Origin of the sequence: Pontibacter anaerobius (assembly GCF_026241195.1) — a bacterium.
Lineage (GTDB): Bacteria > Bacteroidota > Bacteroidia > Cytophagales > Hymenobacteraceae > Pontibacter > Pontibacter anaerobius.
In genome coordinates, this window is sequence record NZ_JAPFQO010000010.1 from 99789 (window position 1) to 118675 (window position 18887).

Genomic DNA, 18887 nt, shown 5'->3' on the forward strand with positions numbered 1-18887 from the left:
AATTCGAATAAAAATGGCTTTTTAGGTTATTTGGGCATTATATTTAATGAGTCACATATATAAAATGCTTATTATCAAATGTTTATATATTAATTGCAAAGCTATATTTTTAGTCAGGATATAGGTATTTTTATATTTTATATGCTTTAGTATTAAAAATATAATGTTTTTTATAACTGATAAATTCTGTTCTACCTAAACCAATGTTCTATGAAAGATTATTTACTTCCTAAACTAGTGCCAGAGCACCGGTCATTCCCTCCTGATCTTTAATGCTGGTGATAATCATCAAAAGTATAAGTTGCAAAGCCAGAGTAGAGTAGCTCTTGGTTTAAGCCTCAATAAAGAAAACAGTATTTGGCTGCTGCCACAGCTGCTAACGTGGCTTTTCAGTAGTACCGCACCTTGCCTAAACGAGCTTTCTCAGCTCAGCGCTTTACAGTTATCACTGCTCTTCAGACTTGTGTATTTCTTTTGATTACCAATTATTCAAAAAAGTTAAACTCCCACTTTAAATAAAACACAATGAAGAAAATTCTATTACTGAGTCTCTTGCTTGTGGCGGCCGTGTTACACTCGGCCATGGCACAGGTAAGGACCATCACTGGTACGGTAACGGACGCTGCTACCAGCCAGCCATTGCCAGGTGTTGCTGTTATTGTGAAGGGTACCACCGTTGGTACAACAACCGGGGTTAATGGAGATTATTCTGTTAATGTACCCGAAGGAAGCAACACGCTGGTGTTTCGTTTTATAGGATATCAATCTGTAGAACGGGCCATCGGAGATGCCAACACAATTGATGTGGCGTTGGCTACAGACACGGAACAACTGGAAGAAGTTGTGGTAACTGCCTTGGGCATAGAAAGAACCCGGAACGAACTGGCTTACTCTGCCCAGGAAGTTAGCGGCGACCAGATTACCCGTACCCGAAGCAGCGATTTCGTAAACACGCTGTCGGGTAAGGTGGCTGGTCTGGATATCAGGAGCAACAATACCATGGGTGGTTCTACCAACGTAGTCATCCGGGGTTACTCCTCCATTACCGGCAATAACCAGGCGCTGTTTGTGATTGACGGTGTGCCGGTAAGTAACGAAAACAATAACACGGCAGACCAGCGGACAGGAAGGGTAGGTACAGACTTCGGTAATGCCGCAGCCGACCTTAACCCCGATAACATCGAATCGGTGAACGTGTTGAAGGGTGCGGCGGCAACAGCGCTGTACGGCTCGCGCGCTGCAAACGGTGTGATCATGATCACCACTAAAAAGGGTATGAAGAATGCCCTGAATGTGACCATAAACAGTGGCGTTACCTGGAGCCAGATAGATGAGAGCACCTTTATCAGGTACCAGAAAGAGTACGGTGGCGGCTACTTCCAGGGCTTTCGCACCCCGCGGGATTTAGGTAGCGGCGTAGCACCGGTAGTAAGGTTCCAGGATGATGCTTCTTATGGCCCGCGGTTTGACCCAAACCTGCAGGTTTACCATTGGGATGCCATCGACCCCTTCTCCCCCAACTTTGGCGAAACCAGGCCTTGGGTGGCTGCCGACAACGACCCCAGCACCTTTTATGAAACAGGGGTTAACTCTAACCAAAGTATAGTGGTAAGCGGCGGCGGAGATAAAACTACCTTTAACTTAGGCTATACCCGCAACGATATAAAGGGCAACCTGCCGAACAGTACGATTGATAAGAACCTGCTGAACTTTAACGGATCCTATGATGCGACCGAGAAGTTAACAGTAAGCGCTTCCGGTAACTACTCCCGCATAGAAGGCGTGGGCAGGTATGGCACTGGTTACAACGGCCGTAACCCAAACCAGCAGTTCAGGCAGTGGTGGCAAACCAACGTGGACATCAAAGAGCAGGAAGAGGCCTATAAAAGAAATAACCAAAACGTAACCTGGAACTGGAACAGCTCAAACACAGGCCCTATCTACTCAGATAACCCTTACTGGACAAGATTCCAGAACTACTCCAACGACAGCAGGGATAACTTCTTTGGTTATGCAATGGCTAACTATAAGTTTACCGATTGGTTTAGCCTTATGGGTAGGGCAGCCTTTAACACAACCAATGATTTTCAGGAAGAGCGTGTGGCTGTAGGTAGTGCAGACGTGAGTGACTATACCAGGTTTAACAGAGACTTTAACGAGTCGAACTATGACCTGATATTAAACTTCAACAAAGACATTACGGAGGATATCAGCTTTAACGGTTTGCTAGGCTCCAACCTGCGCCGGGAGCGCTCAAACGCTGTCAGGGCATCCACCAACGGTGGCCTTGTGGTGCCGGGGTTATACTCGCTGTCAAATTCAGTCAGCCCTGTGGAGCCTCCGGTTGAAGATGAATGGCGCAGAGGGGTTGATGGTATCTTCGCCAATGCCAACTTCGGGTACAAAGAGATGGCGTTCCTGGAGCTTTCAGGACGTCGGGATAAATCTACTACTCTGCCAGAAGACGATAACACCTACTTTTACCCTGCTGCGGCTGCCAACTTTGTCTTCTCCAATGTGATAGATATGGAATGGATGAACCATGGTAAGGTTAGGGTGAACTATGCAGAAGTTGGTAATGACGCTCCGCCTCTAAGTATATTTGATGTCTATACAAAACCAACGGGCTTTGGCTCCATCCCACTCTTCTCTCTGCCAAATACCAAAAATAACCAGGAGCTAAAGCCTGAGCGACAGAAAAGCTTTGAGGCAGGTATAGAAGCAGAGTTCTTTAACAGCTTGTTCGGGTTTGATTTTACCTGGTATAAATCGAATACAGAAGATCAGATCATACCTGTTACCACTTCTTCTGCGAGTGGCTACACCAGCAGGTTTGTGAATGCCGGTGAAGTAGAAAACAAAGGTATAGAGGTTACTGCGTTTGTTACACCTTTCCAAGGCGGGGATTTCAGCTGGACCATGAACCTGAACTTCTCGCGCAACAGAAACGAGGTGCTGAGTCTGTACCAGGATGTGCAGAACCTTCCGATCGCGTCTTTCCAGGGTGGTGTTTCTCTCAACGCTGCGGTAGGGGAACCTTATGGTGTTATCAGGGGCAACGACTTTGTGTACACCAACGGGCAGAGAACAGTTAACTCCGACGGTTACTACCTGGTTTCTCCCGAAGCTGACCTTATCATCGGCGATCCTAACCCGGATTGGCTGGGCGGGGTAAACAACTCGCTGTCTTATAAAGGCCTTACCCTTGCATTCCTGATAGATATACGGCAAGGCGGCGATATTTTCTCGCTGGATCAATGGTATGGCGAGGCAACCGGTTTATATCCCCACACTGCTGGCCTGAACGATAAAGGTAACCCAACCCGACTCCCGGTTGCGGAAGGCGGCGGTATACTATTGTCAGGCGTTAAAGAGGACGGTACGCCTAACGACATCTATGCAGAAAATCAGAACGGCGACGGTTTAACACCTTTTGGCTATGCGGCCAATAACTACGCGGGCGCTCCAAGAGCATGGTACGTGTTTGATGGCAGTTTCGTGAAGCTGAGAGAGGTTGCCCTGACATACGCGCTGCCGGAGACGCTTGTCGAGCGTGTCGGCTTTATCAAAGGCGTTGATGTGCAACTGATAGGCCGTAACCTATGGATCATCCATAAGAACATGAAGTACTCTGACCCTGAAGAGGGCTTAAGCTCTGGAAATGCGGCCAGGGGCTATCAGAGTGGTGCCTACCCGGCTGTAAAAACTTATGGATTTAATGTGAGATTAAACTTTTAATAGTCAGAGGAGATGAAAAAGATACTAATATGCTTGTTCTCGCTGATGATCGTATCATCATGCGTGGATAGTCTGGATGATTATAATGTCGATCCTAAGAGGGCATCGGAGGCTCCGCCTGCCACCTTGTTCACGAACGCGGTGAAGAACCTGTCGGATGTCTTAACTACGCCAAACGTTAACATCAATAACTATAGGTTTTACGTGCAGCACTGGACATCAACCCAATACCTGGATGAACCAAGGTATAACATGACGTCTCGTCTTATCCCGCAGAATATGTGGCAAACGCTTTACCGGGATGTGCTGGCAGATCTGAAAGAATCCAAGAGGTTGGTAAACGAAGACGAATTTACTCCTGAAGCTGAGAAAAATAACCAGCTGGCCCAGATTGAGATCATGGAAGTATACGCCTGGTCGGTGCTGGTAACTACTTTCGGGGATGTGCCTTACTCAGAGGCGCTTGAACCTACAAATTCATTGCCGGTTTATGATGATGCGCGTACCATCTACAATGATATCCTTTCTCGTCTTGATATGGCCTTGGGGCTTATTGATCCTGCTACCCCAGGATTTGTAGATGGAGATGTGTTGTATGAAGGAGATATGGGGCAGTGGGTGAAGTTTGGCAACTCTTTGAAGTTAAGGTTGGGTTTGGTGCTGGCCGATGTTGATCCAGGTCAGGCCCAGTCGATTGTAGAAGCGGCTGCGCCTAATGTGTTTACCAGCAATGAAGACAATGCGTCTTTCCCATATTTGGGTGCACCACCAAACAATAACCCGATTTCCTCTAACGTCAAAGGCCCTTTATCAAGCAGGGAAGATTATGTAGCCGCCAATACGCTGGTTGATGTTATGAATGAGTTAGACGACCCCAGAAGGCCATATTATTTTTCTGATGTTGATGGGGAGTTTATTGGTGGGGAGTATGGTTTCCCAAATACCTATTCTAATTTCTCAACAGTGAGCGAGAAAGTGGCAGACCCTACGTTCGAGGCCTTGCTAATGGATTACGCAGAAGTAGAGTTTCTGCTGGCAGAGGCGGTTGAAAGGGGCTATAGTGTGGAAGGCACCGCCGAAGAGCATTACAATGCGGGAGTTACAGCTTCTATTACCTATTGGGGCGCTACAGAAGCTGAAGCGAATGCCTATCTGGCTCAGCCGGATGTGAACTATACAACAGCCTCTGGCGATTGGAAACAAAAGATCGGACTTCAGAAATGGATCGCGCTGTACAACCGCGGGTATGAAGCGTGGCTATCGTGGAGAAGGTTAGACGCGCCAGATCTGCAGCCACCAGCTGTAGAGGGGGCGGGTACCTTAACCATACCAACCCGTATGATCTACCCTATTAATGAGCAGACCCTGAACCCTGCCAACCGCGCTGCGGCTGCTTCAGCCATTGGCGGCGACGAAAGTTCTACACGTCTCTTCTGGGATGTGCAGTAGACAGAATGTTAAGTTAAACCAAAATACTAGGTAGTAGTCTTCTTCATTGGGCAAAGGCCCCCGGTTTCCGGGGGCCTTTTGTTTGTGATGGTATTTGAAACGCAGTTGCTAAGGTGTTATAGCGGGAATCTTAATTGTAGTGCAGCCAATTCGTTGCGTGTCGCACACTGTGTGTTGGGTGTTTGCTGCTACAGATAAAGTGAGACAGGTGATATAACAAAAATGTTTATTGAAGTTGCTCAATTACTCTCAAAAACTACATATATGAATAATTTTATAAAAAAATTGTTTTAAGTGATGGTAATTACGTAGATTAACCGCTGGAAAATTAAGCACAAGCATGGAGGATGCTCAGATAAGGCTAAAGCAATAGGCAGATTTAGGAAATGATTAGCGAAAAATACTTTTCTATAGCTTGGTTTTCTGAGGTTTGAGTATGATTGAGTAATTGCATTGCTAATCAGTTGTTTATGGCGCAAAACCCTGGAACTGATGTTTTGAAACAGAATTGCGGAAAGGCAAAAAAATATTTAATCATTTGTTAATACGGCCGGTTTTCAATAAACTTGTTGAACTGTATCTCACCTTAAACAAACAATATATGGTTAATTCTTTACTCTTTTCTAAGGGGCCTGCTTGGTGCTTTCTACATCCTCCTTCAAATAAAATAAGAGTTTCATAGTTGCTCACGCACCATTAAGGTGCTATACTTCCCCGCATAAAGCTATGTCGGGTTAAGGTGTTTTGTGTAGTTACAGAAGCTGCTGAATTGCTGCTAAAGCCTTGGGGTATTTTATACCCGGCGTGTAGTTATACTTCTGACAAATTTTTGAGTTCCCATTAAGGCTTGTCCTTAATTTTTGATAATTATTATTTTTTAACTCTCACTTTAAACTAAAACACAATGAAGAAAATTCTATTCTTGAGTCTCTTGCTTGTGACGGCCCTGTTGCACCAGGCCATGGCACAGGTAAGGGCCATCACTGGTAAAGTGACAGATGCTGCTACTAGCCAGCCGTTGCCAGGCGTTACCGTCCTGGTAAAAGGCACTACTGTCGGTACTGCTACATCAGCAGACGGTAGCTATTCTATTAATGCGCCTGAAGGAAGCAATACGCTTGTTTTCAGTTTTATTGGTTATCAGACGGTAGAGCGTAGCATCGGTTCTGACAACACAGTAAATGTGGCGCTTCCAATTAACACGCAGCAACTGAGCGAGGTTGTTGTAACTGCTTTAGGTATTGCTAGAGAGGAAAAATCTATTGGTTATTCTGCGCAAAAAGTAGGCGGCGACGAGCTAAGCCAAGTGCGTGAGACAAACGTTGTTAACTCACTCTCTGGTAGAGTAGCCGGTGTTCAGGTTGGTAACAACTCTGGTGCAATGGGTGGCTCTGCTAAAGTTACGATGCGTGGTGTAAGCTCAATTAATGGTGACAACAACGCCCTGTTCGTAGTAGACGGAGTTCCAATCTCTAACTCTAACTCTAACTCAGTTAATCAGCAGCGTGGTGGCGGTGGTTACGACTATGGTAGCCCTATACAGGATATCAACCCGAATGATATTGCTGAAGTTACTGTACTAAAAGGAGCTGCTGCAACTGCACTTTATGGTAGCCGTGGTGCTAACGGTGTAATTGTAATTACTACTAAAAAAGGTTCTAAGAAGGATGGTATCGGTGTAAATTACACCTTAGGCTATACCATGGATCGCGTATACAAACTGCCAAACTACCAGAATAAGTATGGTGGCGGTTTCGGCTTTACTAAGGTTTATAAGGACGAAAACCCAGAGGCATTCCCTGATGGAAGAGATGGTGCTTACAACGACAATGATGGTAAAGGTAGCTATGATCTGGTGCCAGATTACGACGTGGATGAGTCTTGGGGCCCTCAGTATGAAGGACAACTATACCGCCCTTACTGGAGCTGGGATAAAGACAGCGGCAACCCTAATTTTGGCGAATTAGCTAAATGGGAAGCTCAGCCAGATAACATTAGAAACTTCTTTGAAACTGGTAAAACGTTAACAAACTCTATCGCTTTTGATGGTGCAAACGAAAAAGGTTCTTTCCGTTTGTCTTACTCTAATATTGATCAGAATTTTATTCTGCCTAATTCAGAGCTTAAGCGTCATAATCTAGGTTTCACTGGTGCATTAAATCTTTCAGATAGACTTTCTGTTTCTACTAACATTAACTATGTAACACACGAGGCTGTTGGCCGTCCGGGTACAGGTTATGACGGTAATAACCTAATGCTGCAGTTTACGCAGTGGGGTCAGCGCCAGCTAGACATTGATCGTGCAAAGAACTACATGCTGCCTGATGGTACACAGTTAACCTGGAACCGTACTGCATGGGATAACCCTAAGCCAAAGTATACGGACAACCCTTACTGGATCCGTTACATGAGCTATCAGAACGATGGTAGAAACCGTGTATTCGGTAACGTTTCAGCAAATTATAAGCTGACGGACAACATCAGCATTGATGTAAGAAGCTCTACTGACACTTATTCTGAGACGCAGGAAGAGCGTATTGCTATCGGCTCACAGTCTATCCCGTCTTACAGCCTGTACAAGATCAACTTCATGGAGAACAACTTGCAGGGTGTAGTTAACTTTAACAAGGACCTTAGCGAAACCTTCTCATTAAACGCTTTTGTTGGTGCCAACAGAATGAAGCAGAACCGCTCTACACTTTTTGGTACAACTGTTGACGGTCTGAGCTCATCAGTATATAACTTGGGTGCTTCTGTAGGAAACCCAAGAGTAACTGACTTCAAATCTGAGAAGCAGATCAACTCTGTGTTCGGTAGCGCTTCATTAGGTTACAATGATATTCTATTCTTAGACTTAACTGCTCGTAACGACTGGTCTTCTACATTGCCAGCTGATGCGAACTCATATTTCTACCCAGCAGCTTCTGCATCTTATCTCTTTACAGATCTGATTGGTGCTTCTTGGCTAAATATGGCTAAGTTACGCGCTGGCATTGCGAAAGTAGGTAACGATACAGATCCTTACAACACGCTTCTTTCTTACAGCCTGAACCAGCCATTCGGTTCTACATCAAGAGTTTCTGTGCCTAACACGCTTCCTAACAATGAGCTTAAGCCAGAGATTACGACTGAGTACGAAGTAGGTGCAGAGTTCAGATTGTTTGATGACAGATTAGGTACTAACTTCTCTTACTACAACAGACAGACTGAGAACCAGATCCTGGCTATCAGCCGTTCTGCCGCAACAGGTCATACATTCAAGTATATCAACGCTGGTCTTATTGAGAACAAAGGTGTTGAACTTAACGTGTACGGTACTCCAATCAGAACTAACGACTTCTCTTGGGATGTGAATGTGAACTGGGCTAAGAACGAAAATGAGATCGTTAAGCTGACAGATGAGCAGAAAACAATCGTTCTTGTGAATGCTCCATTCGCAGTTCGTCTTGAGGCACGTGAAGGTGAGTCGTTCGGTTCTATTGTAGGTTATGACTACGTTTATGATGACAATGGTAACAAAGTTGTCGGTGCTAACGGTTACTATCTGAGATCAAGCGAGCAGAAAGTAATTGGTTCTGTATTGCCAGACTTTACTGGTGGTGTAACCAATACATTCCGTTATAAAGGAGTTTCCCTGTCTGCCCTTGTGGATTTCCAGAAAGGTGGCGATTTCTTCTCAACTACTCAGATGTGGGGTAACTACTCTGGTATATTAGAAGGAACTGCTGAAGGCGACATCAGAGAAGAAGGTATGGTTACGCCTGGAGTACTAGCTGACGGCAGCCAGAACGCGAAAGTGGTTGTACCAGAAAACTACTTCTTCTACAATGGAGGTTACAGAATTGGTGCTGCTGATATCGTAGACGCAAGCTATATCTACCTGCGCGAAATGTCTCTTGGTTATGCACTGCCAAGCGCATTGGTTAACAAGACTCCATTCAGCAATGTTAAGGTAGCTTTTGTAGGTAGAAACCTGTGGCTGATCAGCTCTAATTCTGATCATATCGACCCATCTAACATTACAAACTCTATCACTAATATTCAGGGTATAGAGGGTGGTGCTCTTCCATCGGTTCGCTCTTATGGTGTTACGCTATCACTAGGACTGTAATCTCACATACTTAATAAGATTTATCAATATGAAATTATATAAGAAAATATTGTTAGGTGCAGCATTTGTTTCACTCACAGCCTCTTGTACAGACGGCTTTGAGGAAATGAACGTAAACCCGAACCAGCCGGGAACGGCTACATCGGCTCAGCTTCTGGCAACTGCACAGTATAACTTTGCAACTAATATCGGTGATGCCTGGAATAACGGTCGTATGGGTATGTATTACTCTCAGTACTGGGCATCTACCTATTACGCTGACGAAAGCCGCTACCAGATTCGTGAAGGTTCTAACAACACAATGTGGAACGATTTCTATGCGAATGTGCTAAGAGAGCTTGTTGAGGCACAGAAAATTGAGATGGAGAAGCAGGTAGTTGGCTATGAGAATAGAGTAGCCATCGCCGAGATCATGAAAGTTTTAACTTTCCATTATCTGTCTGATATCTATGGCGGTCCAATTCCATATACGGAAGCCATTAATGATGAGATCGCTACGCCAGTTTACGATAAAGGACCAGAAGTATACAAAGGACTTCTTAGCACGCTTGAGGCTCAGATAGCGATACTTGATGCTTCTAAACCAGGATTCTCGTCTGGCGATGTAATTTATGGTGGTAACGTAGCGAAGTGGAAGAAATTCGCGAACTCGCTTCGCTTAAGAATCGCACTTCGTATGATCGATGTGAACCAGGCGGATGCTGTGACTGCTATTCAAAAGTCACTTGATCCTGCTAATGGAGGCCTTATTTCCAGCAATGCTGATAATGCAATGTTCACTTGGTTATCTGGTGCACCAAACAACAATCCGTTGAACCAGGCATATAAGACACGTGTTGACTTTGCTGTATCTGAGCCATTAGTTGAATACTTGAAAAAGTATAATGACCCAAGACTTGCCGTTTATGCAGATCCTTTGAACAACAAAGGTACTGCCATATTGGATGCTGCTGGTAACAAGCAGTATGTAGGTGAGGTTTATGGTCTTGATGGCAGCAGCGGTACATCAAACGGCGACTCGAAAGTTGTAAGCTTGCCAAGCGATTACCTGATTGGTGCTACAGCCCCTACTACAATCCTTGACTATGCAGAGGTAGAGTTTATGTTGGCTGAGATTGCCGCCAGAAACCTATCTGTTGGTTTGGAAGGAACAGCTGCTGAGCACTATGCAAATGGTATTAAAGCTTCTTTCGATTTTGCTGGCTTAAGCAATGCTGATTATGTTGCATACCTTGCAAATGTGCCTTATGTAGCTACAAACCTTGAGACAGCACTTGATGCTATTGGCTCTCAGAAATGGATTGCTATGTATGGTCAGGGCATCCAGGCTTGGTTCGAAAGGCTTAGACTGGATTTCGAAGATCCTTACACGGATGAAGAAATTTTTGCGCTGCCTGCGGATGGCTCACTTGACCCAGAGGTAACTACAGTGCCTTTCAGAATGTCTTACCCGGTAATTGAAGGCTCACTAAACAGTGAGAACTACAAAGATGCAGTTGCTGTATTCGGAACGAATAGCAAAGGCGCTAAAGCTTGGTGGGATGTTAAGTAAATATGACAATGATTAATAAAGTAGATAGATTAGAATACTAGGTAGTAGTCTTCTTCATTGGACAAAGGCCCTCGGTTTCCGGGGGCCTTTTCTTTTTATAATGAGTTTACAGATTTTTTAGGATTTTCAAACAAGCATGAGTACATCTACAATTTGTCTCGATACGCAAATATGCAACTGTACTCACACCCATAATCAAGACAGTCCACATTTATAGCATGCTAGCTCTCTTCGATAGGAAATAGGGAGTTTATATAAAGATGTTTTAACATTATTTTGTGTTTTATGCAGAGAAATAAAAAACGATGTTACTTCATTGTTTGCTGTTGAAAATTCATATATTTAGCTCTGCGATAATAGATATAAAGGTATTACTTAATAATACTGGCTATTTATAGTGTGTTACTTCTTTGGTTTTTAGTGTGATAGTTGGCCAGTCCTGACAATGAAAAGGAAGGCGAGCAATGGACATGTTGAAGATGTAACCATGCTTATTTCCTTTTCCTGCTGTGGCTTTCTTCTGAAGAAGAAAGTGTGAGAATATTAAATTTTAGTGAATATAATTTAGGGTCGCATTTATAAAAGTGGGATGAAAGTTCCTGATGAATGCAAAGCCAATAAGCATACTAGACCCGCTAAAGCTATTGTGGTGTTGAGTGAGGAGCTTTGGGTTTATTCTGCCTTGTAATAGGCATGAAAACTAATACTTGTTCGAATCATACTTATGATTGCTAATACTAAACCTTAACCATCACCTAAAACAACACACAATGAAAAAAAAGCTACTCTTGTTTTTTTTCCTGATGGCAGCCCTGCTCCAGCAGCAGGCCATGGCCCAGGGAAAAACCATTAGCGGTAGGGTAACAGATGCCGCTACCGGACAGGCACTTCCTGGTGTTGCGGTTCTTGTGAAGGGTACTACTACAGGCACAGCCACGTCCGTAGATGGTACCTACAGCATTAATCTGCCCACAGATAAGAATGTGCTGGTATACCGATTCATAGGTTACCAGGCAGTAGAACGAACCGTAGGTAACGAAAGCCAGATCAACGTGACTCTGACGGCAGACACGGAACAACTGGACGAAGTCGTAGTAACTGCCCTTGGTTACACACGAGAGAAAGAAACTCTGCCATACTCAGTAGGCGCCGTAAACGGAGATAACCTTACTTATGCCAAGTCTAACGACGTGAGCACAGCCCTGGTAGGTAAAGTGCCAGGTATTCAGATTCAGGGTTCCCCTAGCTCATCTTTCGACAACGGTAACATTGTGATCCGTGGTGCAAATGGCCTGGGTGCGACAGCATCTACCACTAATAACCCTATTTACATTGTAGATGGTACAGTAACAGACCAGAACAGCGTAATTATGGATAACGTGGAGAGCATCTCTGTCCTAAAAGGTGCGGCTGCTACAGCCCTCTATGGTAACCGCGCTGCGAACGGCGTGGTAATTATTACAAGCAAAAAAGGAAAGCGTGGCGAGACTAGTGTTGACCTGAACCTATCAGCAGCATTTGAGAACCCGGCAATCATGATGCCTTACCAGGATAGCTATGCAGCAGGTTATACTTCCAATGCCAGAACGCCAGGCTCTACGTATGATGCGGATGGCTTTTACATCTTTAAGTATAAGCCAGGAACACACCCTGAGAATTGGGCTGCTTTTGATGGCCAGCGCATTCTGGACTATGGTGCTGACGAAAGTTGGGGCCCTAAAATGGAAGGACAGCAGTACAGACCATATTGGTCATGGTATCCAGGCGAGGACTTCGGTAAGCTTACTACACTTGACCCTCAGCCTGATAACGTGAAGAACTTCTACCAAACAGGTAAAAACTTCAATAACAGTATCGGCATTAGCGGCGGCGGCGATAACTTCTTATACCGCCTGACTTATGCTAACCAGGAGCGCACACTGATCATCCCGAATGCAAAACGCAGCCAGCACCAGGTTGGTGTAAACTCTTCACTGGATATCACAAAGAGAATTACTGCTACTGCTGATTTTGCATACACGAACAACAACACTGAAGGCCAGCCTCAGGAAGGTTACCGCTTGGATGGTTTGAACGTTACACAGAACTTTAACCAGTGGTTCCAGCGCCAGTTGAACTTCGACAGGCTGAAAAACTACCGCAACGCGGATGGCTCTCTACAGTCCTGGAACATTGGCGACCCTAATGGTACCGGAGACCCGTCTCTGTACCTGGCTCCTCAATACTGGGATTCTCCATACTTTGTGATCAACGAGAACTATGGCATCAGCAGCTCAGATCGCCTGGTGGGTAACTTAGGTTTATCTTATAAGATCAATGAGCACATGTCATGGCAGTCTTATGCTCGTATGAGCCAGCGAAGTGCAGAAGGTGACTTCCGTATTGCTTCCGGCGGCTTGAACACGGATGAATACAGCATCTGGCAGAACAGACGCCGTGAGATGAACTACGAAACTAACGTTACTTACAAGCGTGTTTTTGGTGACATCTCGGTAGATGGTTTAGTTGGTGGTAATATCCGTAGAAACTCGCTTAACCAGTTAGAAGAAACCACACAAGGTGGCCTTTCATTCCCTAACTTCTTTGATATTTCTGCATCTGTTGCCCGCCCGCTTGTGGAGCGTGACTACCTGAAGCAGGATGTTCGCAGCTTATACGGAAGAGCGTCTTTAGGTTATAAGAGTGTTCTGTTTATAGATGCAACGCTGCGCAATGACTGGTCTTCCACTTTGCCAGAGGATAATAACTCCTTCCTGTATCCATCTATTGGCGGTAGCTTTGTGTTCACCGAGTTAATGGGTGATAACAGCTTTACAAACATACTTACATCTGGTAAGCTGCGTGCTTCGTGGGCGCAGGTAGGCGACGACCTTGATGCATTCCAGGTAAAAACAGTTATCGACAACGTACCTCTGTACGGATCTAATGCATCGGCAGAGATTGGCAATGAGTTCAGAACCGGAAAAATCGAGCCGGCCCTTACAACATCATGGGAAGTTGGAACAGACCTGCGATTCTTTAACAAGGTAGGTCTTGAGTTTACATACTACAATGATGCTAACGAGAACCAGATACTTAGCCTCAATGTTGACCCGGCCACAGGCTTCAACACTTACCAGATTAACGCAGGTAAAATCCAGCGTACGGGTATAGAAGCTGCTTTAACGGCTACGCCTATCAGCGGGGACTTTACCTGGGACTTTACACTCAACTTTGGTAGAAACCGCTCTGAGATTGTAGAGCTTGCAGACGGACTGAACAACTACCTGGCTGACGTTCAGCGTAACGATACTCGCCTGGAGCACCGCGTAGGGCAAGAGTGGGGTATGTTGGTAGGCCGTATGTGGAAACGCGATGAGCAAGGCCGTGTGATTGTTGGCTCAAACGGCTTGCCGCTGTATGAGATCAACAAGGAGCGCGGAACTATCCAGCCAGATTTCACAGGTGGTTTCTTCAATAGCTTTACTTATAAAGGTTTTAACCTTGCTTTCTCAATCGACTTCCAGAAAGGTGGCCTGTTCCATTCTCTTACCAAAATGTATGGCTACGGCGCAGGTTTGCATGAGAACACTGTAGGCGTAAACGACAAAGGCAACGACTGGAGAGATTTCCCGTCGGCAGGTGGTGGTATTCTAATACCAGGTGTGTATGAAGACGGAAGCCCGAACACTACTTACATCCCAGCTAGAAACTACTTCTACACTGCGATGCAGCGCGATAACATCAACTCTAACGTAATTGACCGCTCTTACCTGAAACTGCGCGAAGTGCGCCTGGGTTATGAGCTTCCGACTTCAATCTTCGGCAACCTGGTTAAGAGCGCTAACATTGGTGTGATCGTGAGCAACGCCTGGCTGATCAGCGCTCCTGCTAAAGAGTTCGGCATTGATCCGTCAGAACTGGAGAACACGTGGTACGAAGGTGGTCAGCTGCCATCTACGCGTACTACAGGTCTGAACCTGAGAGTAAGATTATAATTCTTAAAGATTAGAATCATCATGAAAAATAAATTCATACTTTTTATCGCCGTGCTGTTTGCAATGGTCGCCTGCGACCCGGGCGACTTTGATGACACAAACGTAGACCCAAGAAGGGTAGAAGAGGCGCCTACACGCACTTTGCTTACATTCTCGCTGCAGCAGTTGCCTTTTACAGTTTGGAACACGCCAATCCGTAACGTAGGTGGCTATTCTACTGTACACTACAATTTCTTCTCGCAGTACCTGTCTGAAGGCCCGTACCCTGCTTCGTCGCTGTACTCTACCAGGAACTTGTCCTGGACGGCATGGTATACTGGTCCGCTGTACAACCTGCAGACCATTATTAACCTGAACAACGAAGACAGCCCATTGGCTGACCTGGGCAATGGCTCTAAAAACAACCAGTTAGCAGTGGCCCGTATCCTAAAGGCCTACTACTTCTGGTTCCTGACAGACACGTATGGTGATATTCCATACTTTGATGCCCTGAAGGGTAACGAAGTGCTTCAGCCAAGCTTTGATAAGCAGGAAGACATATATGCAGACCTATTTAAGGAGTTGAAGGAAGCACAGGATATGATCAACGTAAATGAGGCTGGTGTAACTGGCGACATTCTGCTTGGTGGCGACATGGCTGCCTGGAAGAAATTTGCCAACACGGCACGCCTGTACATGTCGCTGCGCCTGCTGGAAGTAGACAGGGCTAAGGCTGAAGCGGAGATGATCTCTGCTATAAACGATGGTGTTATTGAGAATACTAGCCAGGACGTTACGTTTAAGTTTATCGGCGGTGACCCAAATAACTGGAACCCATGGTACGAAAACTACTCCAACGACAACCGGAATGACTATGCCATAAGCACCACGCTTGGTGACTACATGTTAGAAACCGAGGATCCTCGCGTATTTGTATACGCAGAGACGTTGAACGGAACCGACATTAAAACCCTGCCATATGGTAGCTCCGCTGCAAAGAACATTCCGGGTATCTACAGCCGTATAGGCCCTGCGCTGCAGGCTGCAGGCACAGAGATTCCTATCTTTACTTACGCTCAGGTACAGTTTGCTAAAGCTGAAGCCGTAAACAGAGGCATTGCGATACCAGGTGCTACAGCGGCGGCCGATCATTATTATGACGCGATCAAGGCTTCCTGGGAATTCTGGGGTGTATATGATGATGCTGAGTACCTTCAGTTTATCACTGACCCAGCTATTGTATATGTGCCAGGTGATGCCGGTCTGGAGAAAATTATCACACAGAAGTGGGTGCACCAGTACCTGAATGGCTTTGAGTCATGGACTGACTGGAGAAGAACAGGTTATCCGAATCTGTCGCCTGCTCCTGATGCTGTTGATACACGGGGTATACCACGCCGTATGGGCTATCCATCTAACGCACGTGCCCTTAACGAGGAAAATTATGATGCTGTAATCTCGCGCCAAGGCCCGGATGATAACTACAGCAGAATATGGTGGGATGTGGAATAGCAGCAGCTTATTAAAAAGATTGTGTTAAAGTGAGAAACTATAAAAAAATAGTCTTCTTCAATCAGCAAAAGCCCCCGGTTTCCGGGGGCTTTTTGTTTTTATCAATACAGTTAGTAAGCTAAGCCATTGCCTGAAAGCTTCAAGGAAATGCTTCTAAAACAAACTTTAATTTATATATTTAAAAGAAAATATATAACAAACATCGTATCCTGTGTTACAAGTCTCCTATAAGCTTTTTATATTTCTTTTATTGTTCACTCAGTTTGCATTTGCACAAAAAACTGAAAACAAGCAGTATAAGCTGTCGGGTATTGTGGTTAATGCTTCAGGCGAAAAGCTAGAGGGTGCTTTCGTGGTTATTTCTCCAGGAGAAATAGGCGTACTAACTAATAAACAGGGACGCTTCAGTACTAAGCTGGATAAAGGGACTTATAAGATAGTTTGTCAATATATAGGCATGGCTCCCTTACAAGAAACCGTGGTGCTGGATAGTAACAAAGATATTGTGTTAAGACTTGGTCAGCAGAATGTTAGCTTAAAACAGGTAGAAATTTCCACCAACTCCGTTATTGATATTAACTCTGTGCACATGGGGAGCAGCCACATGGACCAGAAGCTACTTACGCGTATGCCCAAACTGCTAGGAGAGGCTGATGTTGTTAGGGCTGTATCGGCGCTTCCGGGAGTAGTGAACGCGGGGGAGGGTACATCAGGCTTTTATGTGCGCGGCGGCAGTACCGATCAGAATTTGGTTTTGATGGATGGGGCACCCCTGTTTAATTCCAACCACCTTTTCGGTTTCTATTCGGTTTACAACCCAGATATTTTGAAAAGTTTTGCCTTGCACCGCAGCGGAACTTCCGCTACTTACGGCGGAAGAATCTCTTCTATACTTGATGTAAACCTGCGGGATGGCAACACGGATAGCATGAAGTATGAGGTAGGCATAACGCCTGTTACGGCCAAGCTAAGTATGGATGGCCCGCTGTCTGACAAAGTCACTATGCTTGTAGCTTTCCGGGGAGCATACCCCGATTATATAATGAAGCTCTTCCGGAGCGAAAACGTCAATAAAAGCTCTGGTTTTTTTTATGACGGAAACCTTAAGCTGAAATATCAGCTGAACGAGAAAAACAGCATGAGCTTCTCGGGGTACCGAAGCGAAGACGGGTTTAAATTCCCCTACGACACTACTTACAGCTGGACAAATACCTTGGGCACCCTACGGTGGAACCATCTGTTTAACAATAATTTCACAGGAACGGCCACGCTGGTAAAAAGTATCTATAAAAACACCGTAGAAGGCATTGCAACCGGGGAGGAGTTTAAGCTGAACTCAGATATTGACCTGACGCAGTTGAAAGTGAGTTTTGGATATTTCGGGAATAAGAACCACCAGCTGGACTTCGGGGGCGAGGCATCTGCATACGCTATTCAGCCGGGAGACTTGGTGCCCTATGGAACCTCCAGCCTAAGCAGGCGCACCATGAATGTCGATAAAGGGTATGAAGCCGCCGCATTTGTAAACGACGAGATCAAGGTTAATAATAAGTTCTCCTTTTCAGTTGGGCTGCGTTACTCCCACTTCACCAAGGTAGGCCCTTCCGAGATTTACCTTTATAGGAAAGACTTGCCAAAAACCGAAAAGAATATTCAGGATACTGTATATGTTAGTGAAGGCAGTATAGAGCAAACTTACCAGGGAGTTGAACCACGCTTGTCCGTTAAATACTCTGTTTCAGAAAATGCATCTTTAAAAGCTGGGCTTAGCCGTGCCAGGCAGTATATACAGCTGATATCCAATACAGCCGCTATTACTCCGGTAGACATCTGGAAGCTGTCGAACAGGTACATAAAACCACAGATAGCTGACCAGGTGTCCTTTGGGTACTTTTACCTGCATCCAGATAATCTCTACGAGTTTAGTTGGGAGGTATACTTTAAAAATCTTTATAACCAGATAGACTATAAGGATGGGGCTGTTTTGTTGCTCAATCCCAACCTGAATGCTGATTTGTTGTTTGGAGAAGGATATGCTTATGGTTCTGAGTGGTTTTTAAAGAAAAATCATGGCCGTTTAACGGGATGGATAAGTATGACAGGTTCACAAGCCCTCAGGAAGATAGTTGGTGCAACTGCGGAAGAAACAATCAACAATGGGCAATGGTATCCATCTAATTATGATAAGCCGGTCAGCCTTACCGTGTTTGTAAATCATAAGACCTGGCTCAATTGGAACGTTTCCGCAAACTTTACCTATAGCACCGGCCGGCCAATAACCGCGTCAGATACCTGGTACAGGTACTATGACCAGATATTTGCTAACTATGTTGGGCGCAACCAAAGTCGTATGCCGGATTACCACCGCCTGGATTTATCTTTTAACCGAGAGCCGTTAGTGAGGGAGAAGGTAGAGTATACCTGGGGCTTTTCCATCTACAACCTGTACGCCAGAAAAAATGCCTACTCCACTTTGTACCAGCATTTCTACGGCGCTCCTCCGGGCGCATATAAGCTATCGGTAATTGGTGTGCCTATCCCTTCTGTTAACTTCAATGCAAAGTTTTAA

At 45.2% G+C, this 18887-nt stretch carries 7 protein-coding genes; all 7 read left to right on the forward strand.

Features of this window, described 5'->3' with window-relative positions; translation table 11 throughout:
* The first annotated feature begins 525 nt into the window (after positions 1 to 525).
* The 7 genes from OO017_RS15290 (at position 526) to OO017_RS15320 (ending at position 18887) form a co-directional block, all read left to right on the forward strand.
* Positions 526 to 3738, forward strand: coding sequence for a SusC/RagA family TonB-linked outer membrane protein (locus OO017_RS15290; protein WP_266053477.1), 3213 nt, complete (start codon positions 526 to 528; stop codon positions 3736 to 3738).
* Positions 3739 to 3750: 12 nt separating this feature from the next.
* Positions 3751 to 5187, forward strand: coding sequence for a SusD/RagB family nutrient-binding outer membrane lipoprotein (locus tag OO017_RS15295; RefSeq protein ID WP_266053478.1), 1437 nt, complete (start codon positions 3751 to 3753; stop codon positions 5185 to 5187).
* A 904-nt stretch (positions 5188 to 6091) separates the two neighbouring features.
* Positions 6092 to 9298, forward strand: coding sequence for a SusC/RagA family TonB-linked outer membrane protein (locus OO017_RS15300; protein ID WP_266053479.1), 3207 nt, complete (start codon positions 6092 to 6094; stop codon positions 9296 to 9298).
* Positions 9299 to 9326: 28 nt separating this feature from the next.
* Positions 9327 to 10850 carry a SusD/RagB family nutrient-binding outer membrane lipoprotein gene (locus OO017_RS15305; RefSeq protein ID WP_266053480.1) on the forward strand — a complete coding sequence of 508 codons (1524 nt, stop codon included), beginning with the start codon at positions 9327 to 9329 and terminating at the stop codon, positions 10848 to 10850.
* 770 nt (positions 10851 to 11620) lie between these two features.
* Positions 11621 to 14827, forward strand: coding sequence for a SusC/RagA family TonB-linked outer membrane protein (locus OO017_RS15310; protein ID WP_266053481.1), 3207 nt, complete (start codon positions 11621 to 11623; stop codon positions 14825 to 14827).
* A gap of 21 nt (positions 14828 to 14848) precedes the next feature.
* Positions 14849 to 16318 (forward strand): SusD/RagB family nutrient-binding outer membrane lipoprotein, encoded by a 1470-nt coding sequence (locus OO017_RS15315; RefSeq protein ID WP_266053483.1) that lies wholly within the window; start codon positions 14849 to 14851, stop codon positions 16316 to 16318.
* A gap of 313 nt (positions 16319 to 16631) precedes the next feature.
* A complete protein-coding gene (locus OO017_RS15320) occupies positions 16632 to 18887 on the forward strand; it encodes a TonB-dependent receptor (RefSeq protein ID WP_266053484.1) in 2256 nt (751 codons plus the stop codon).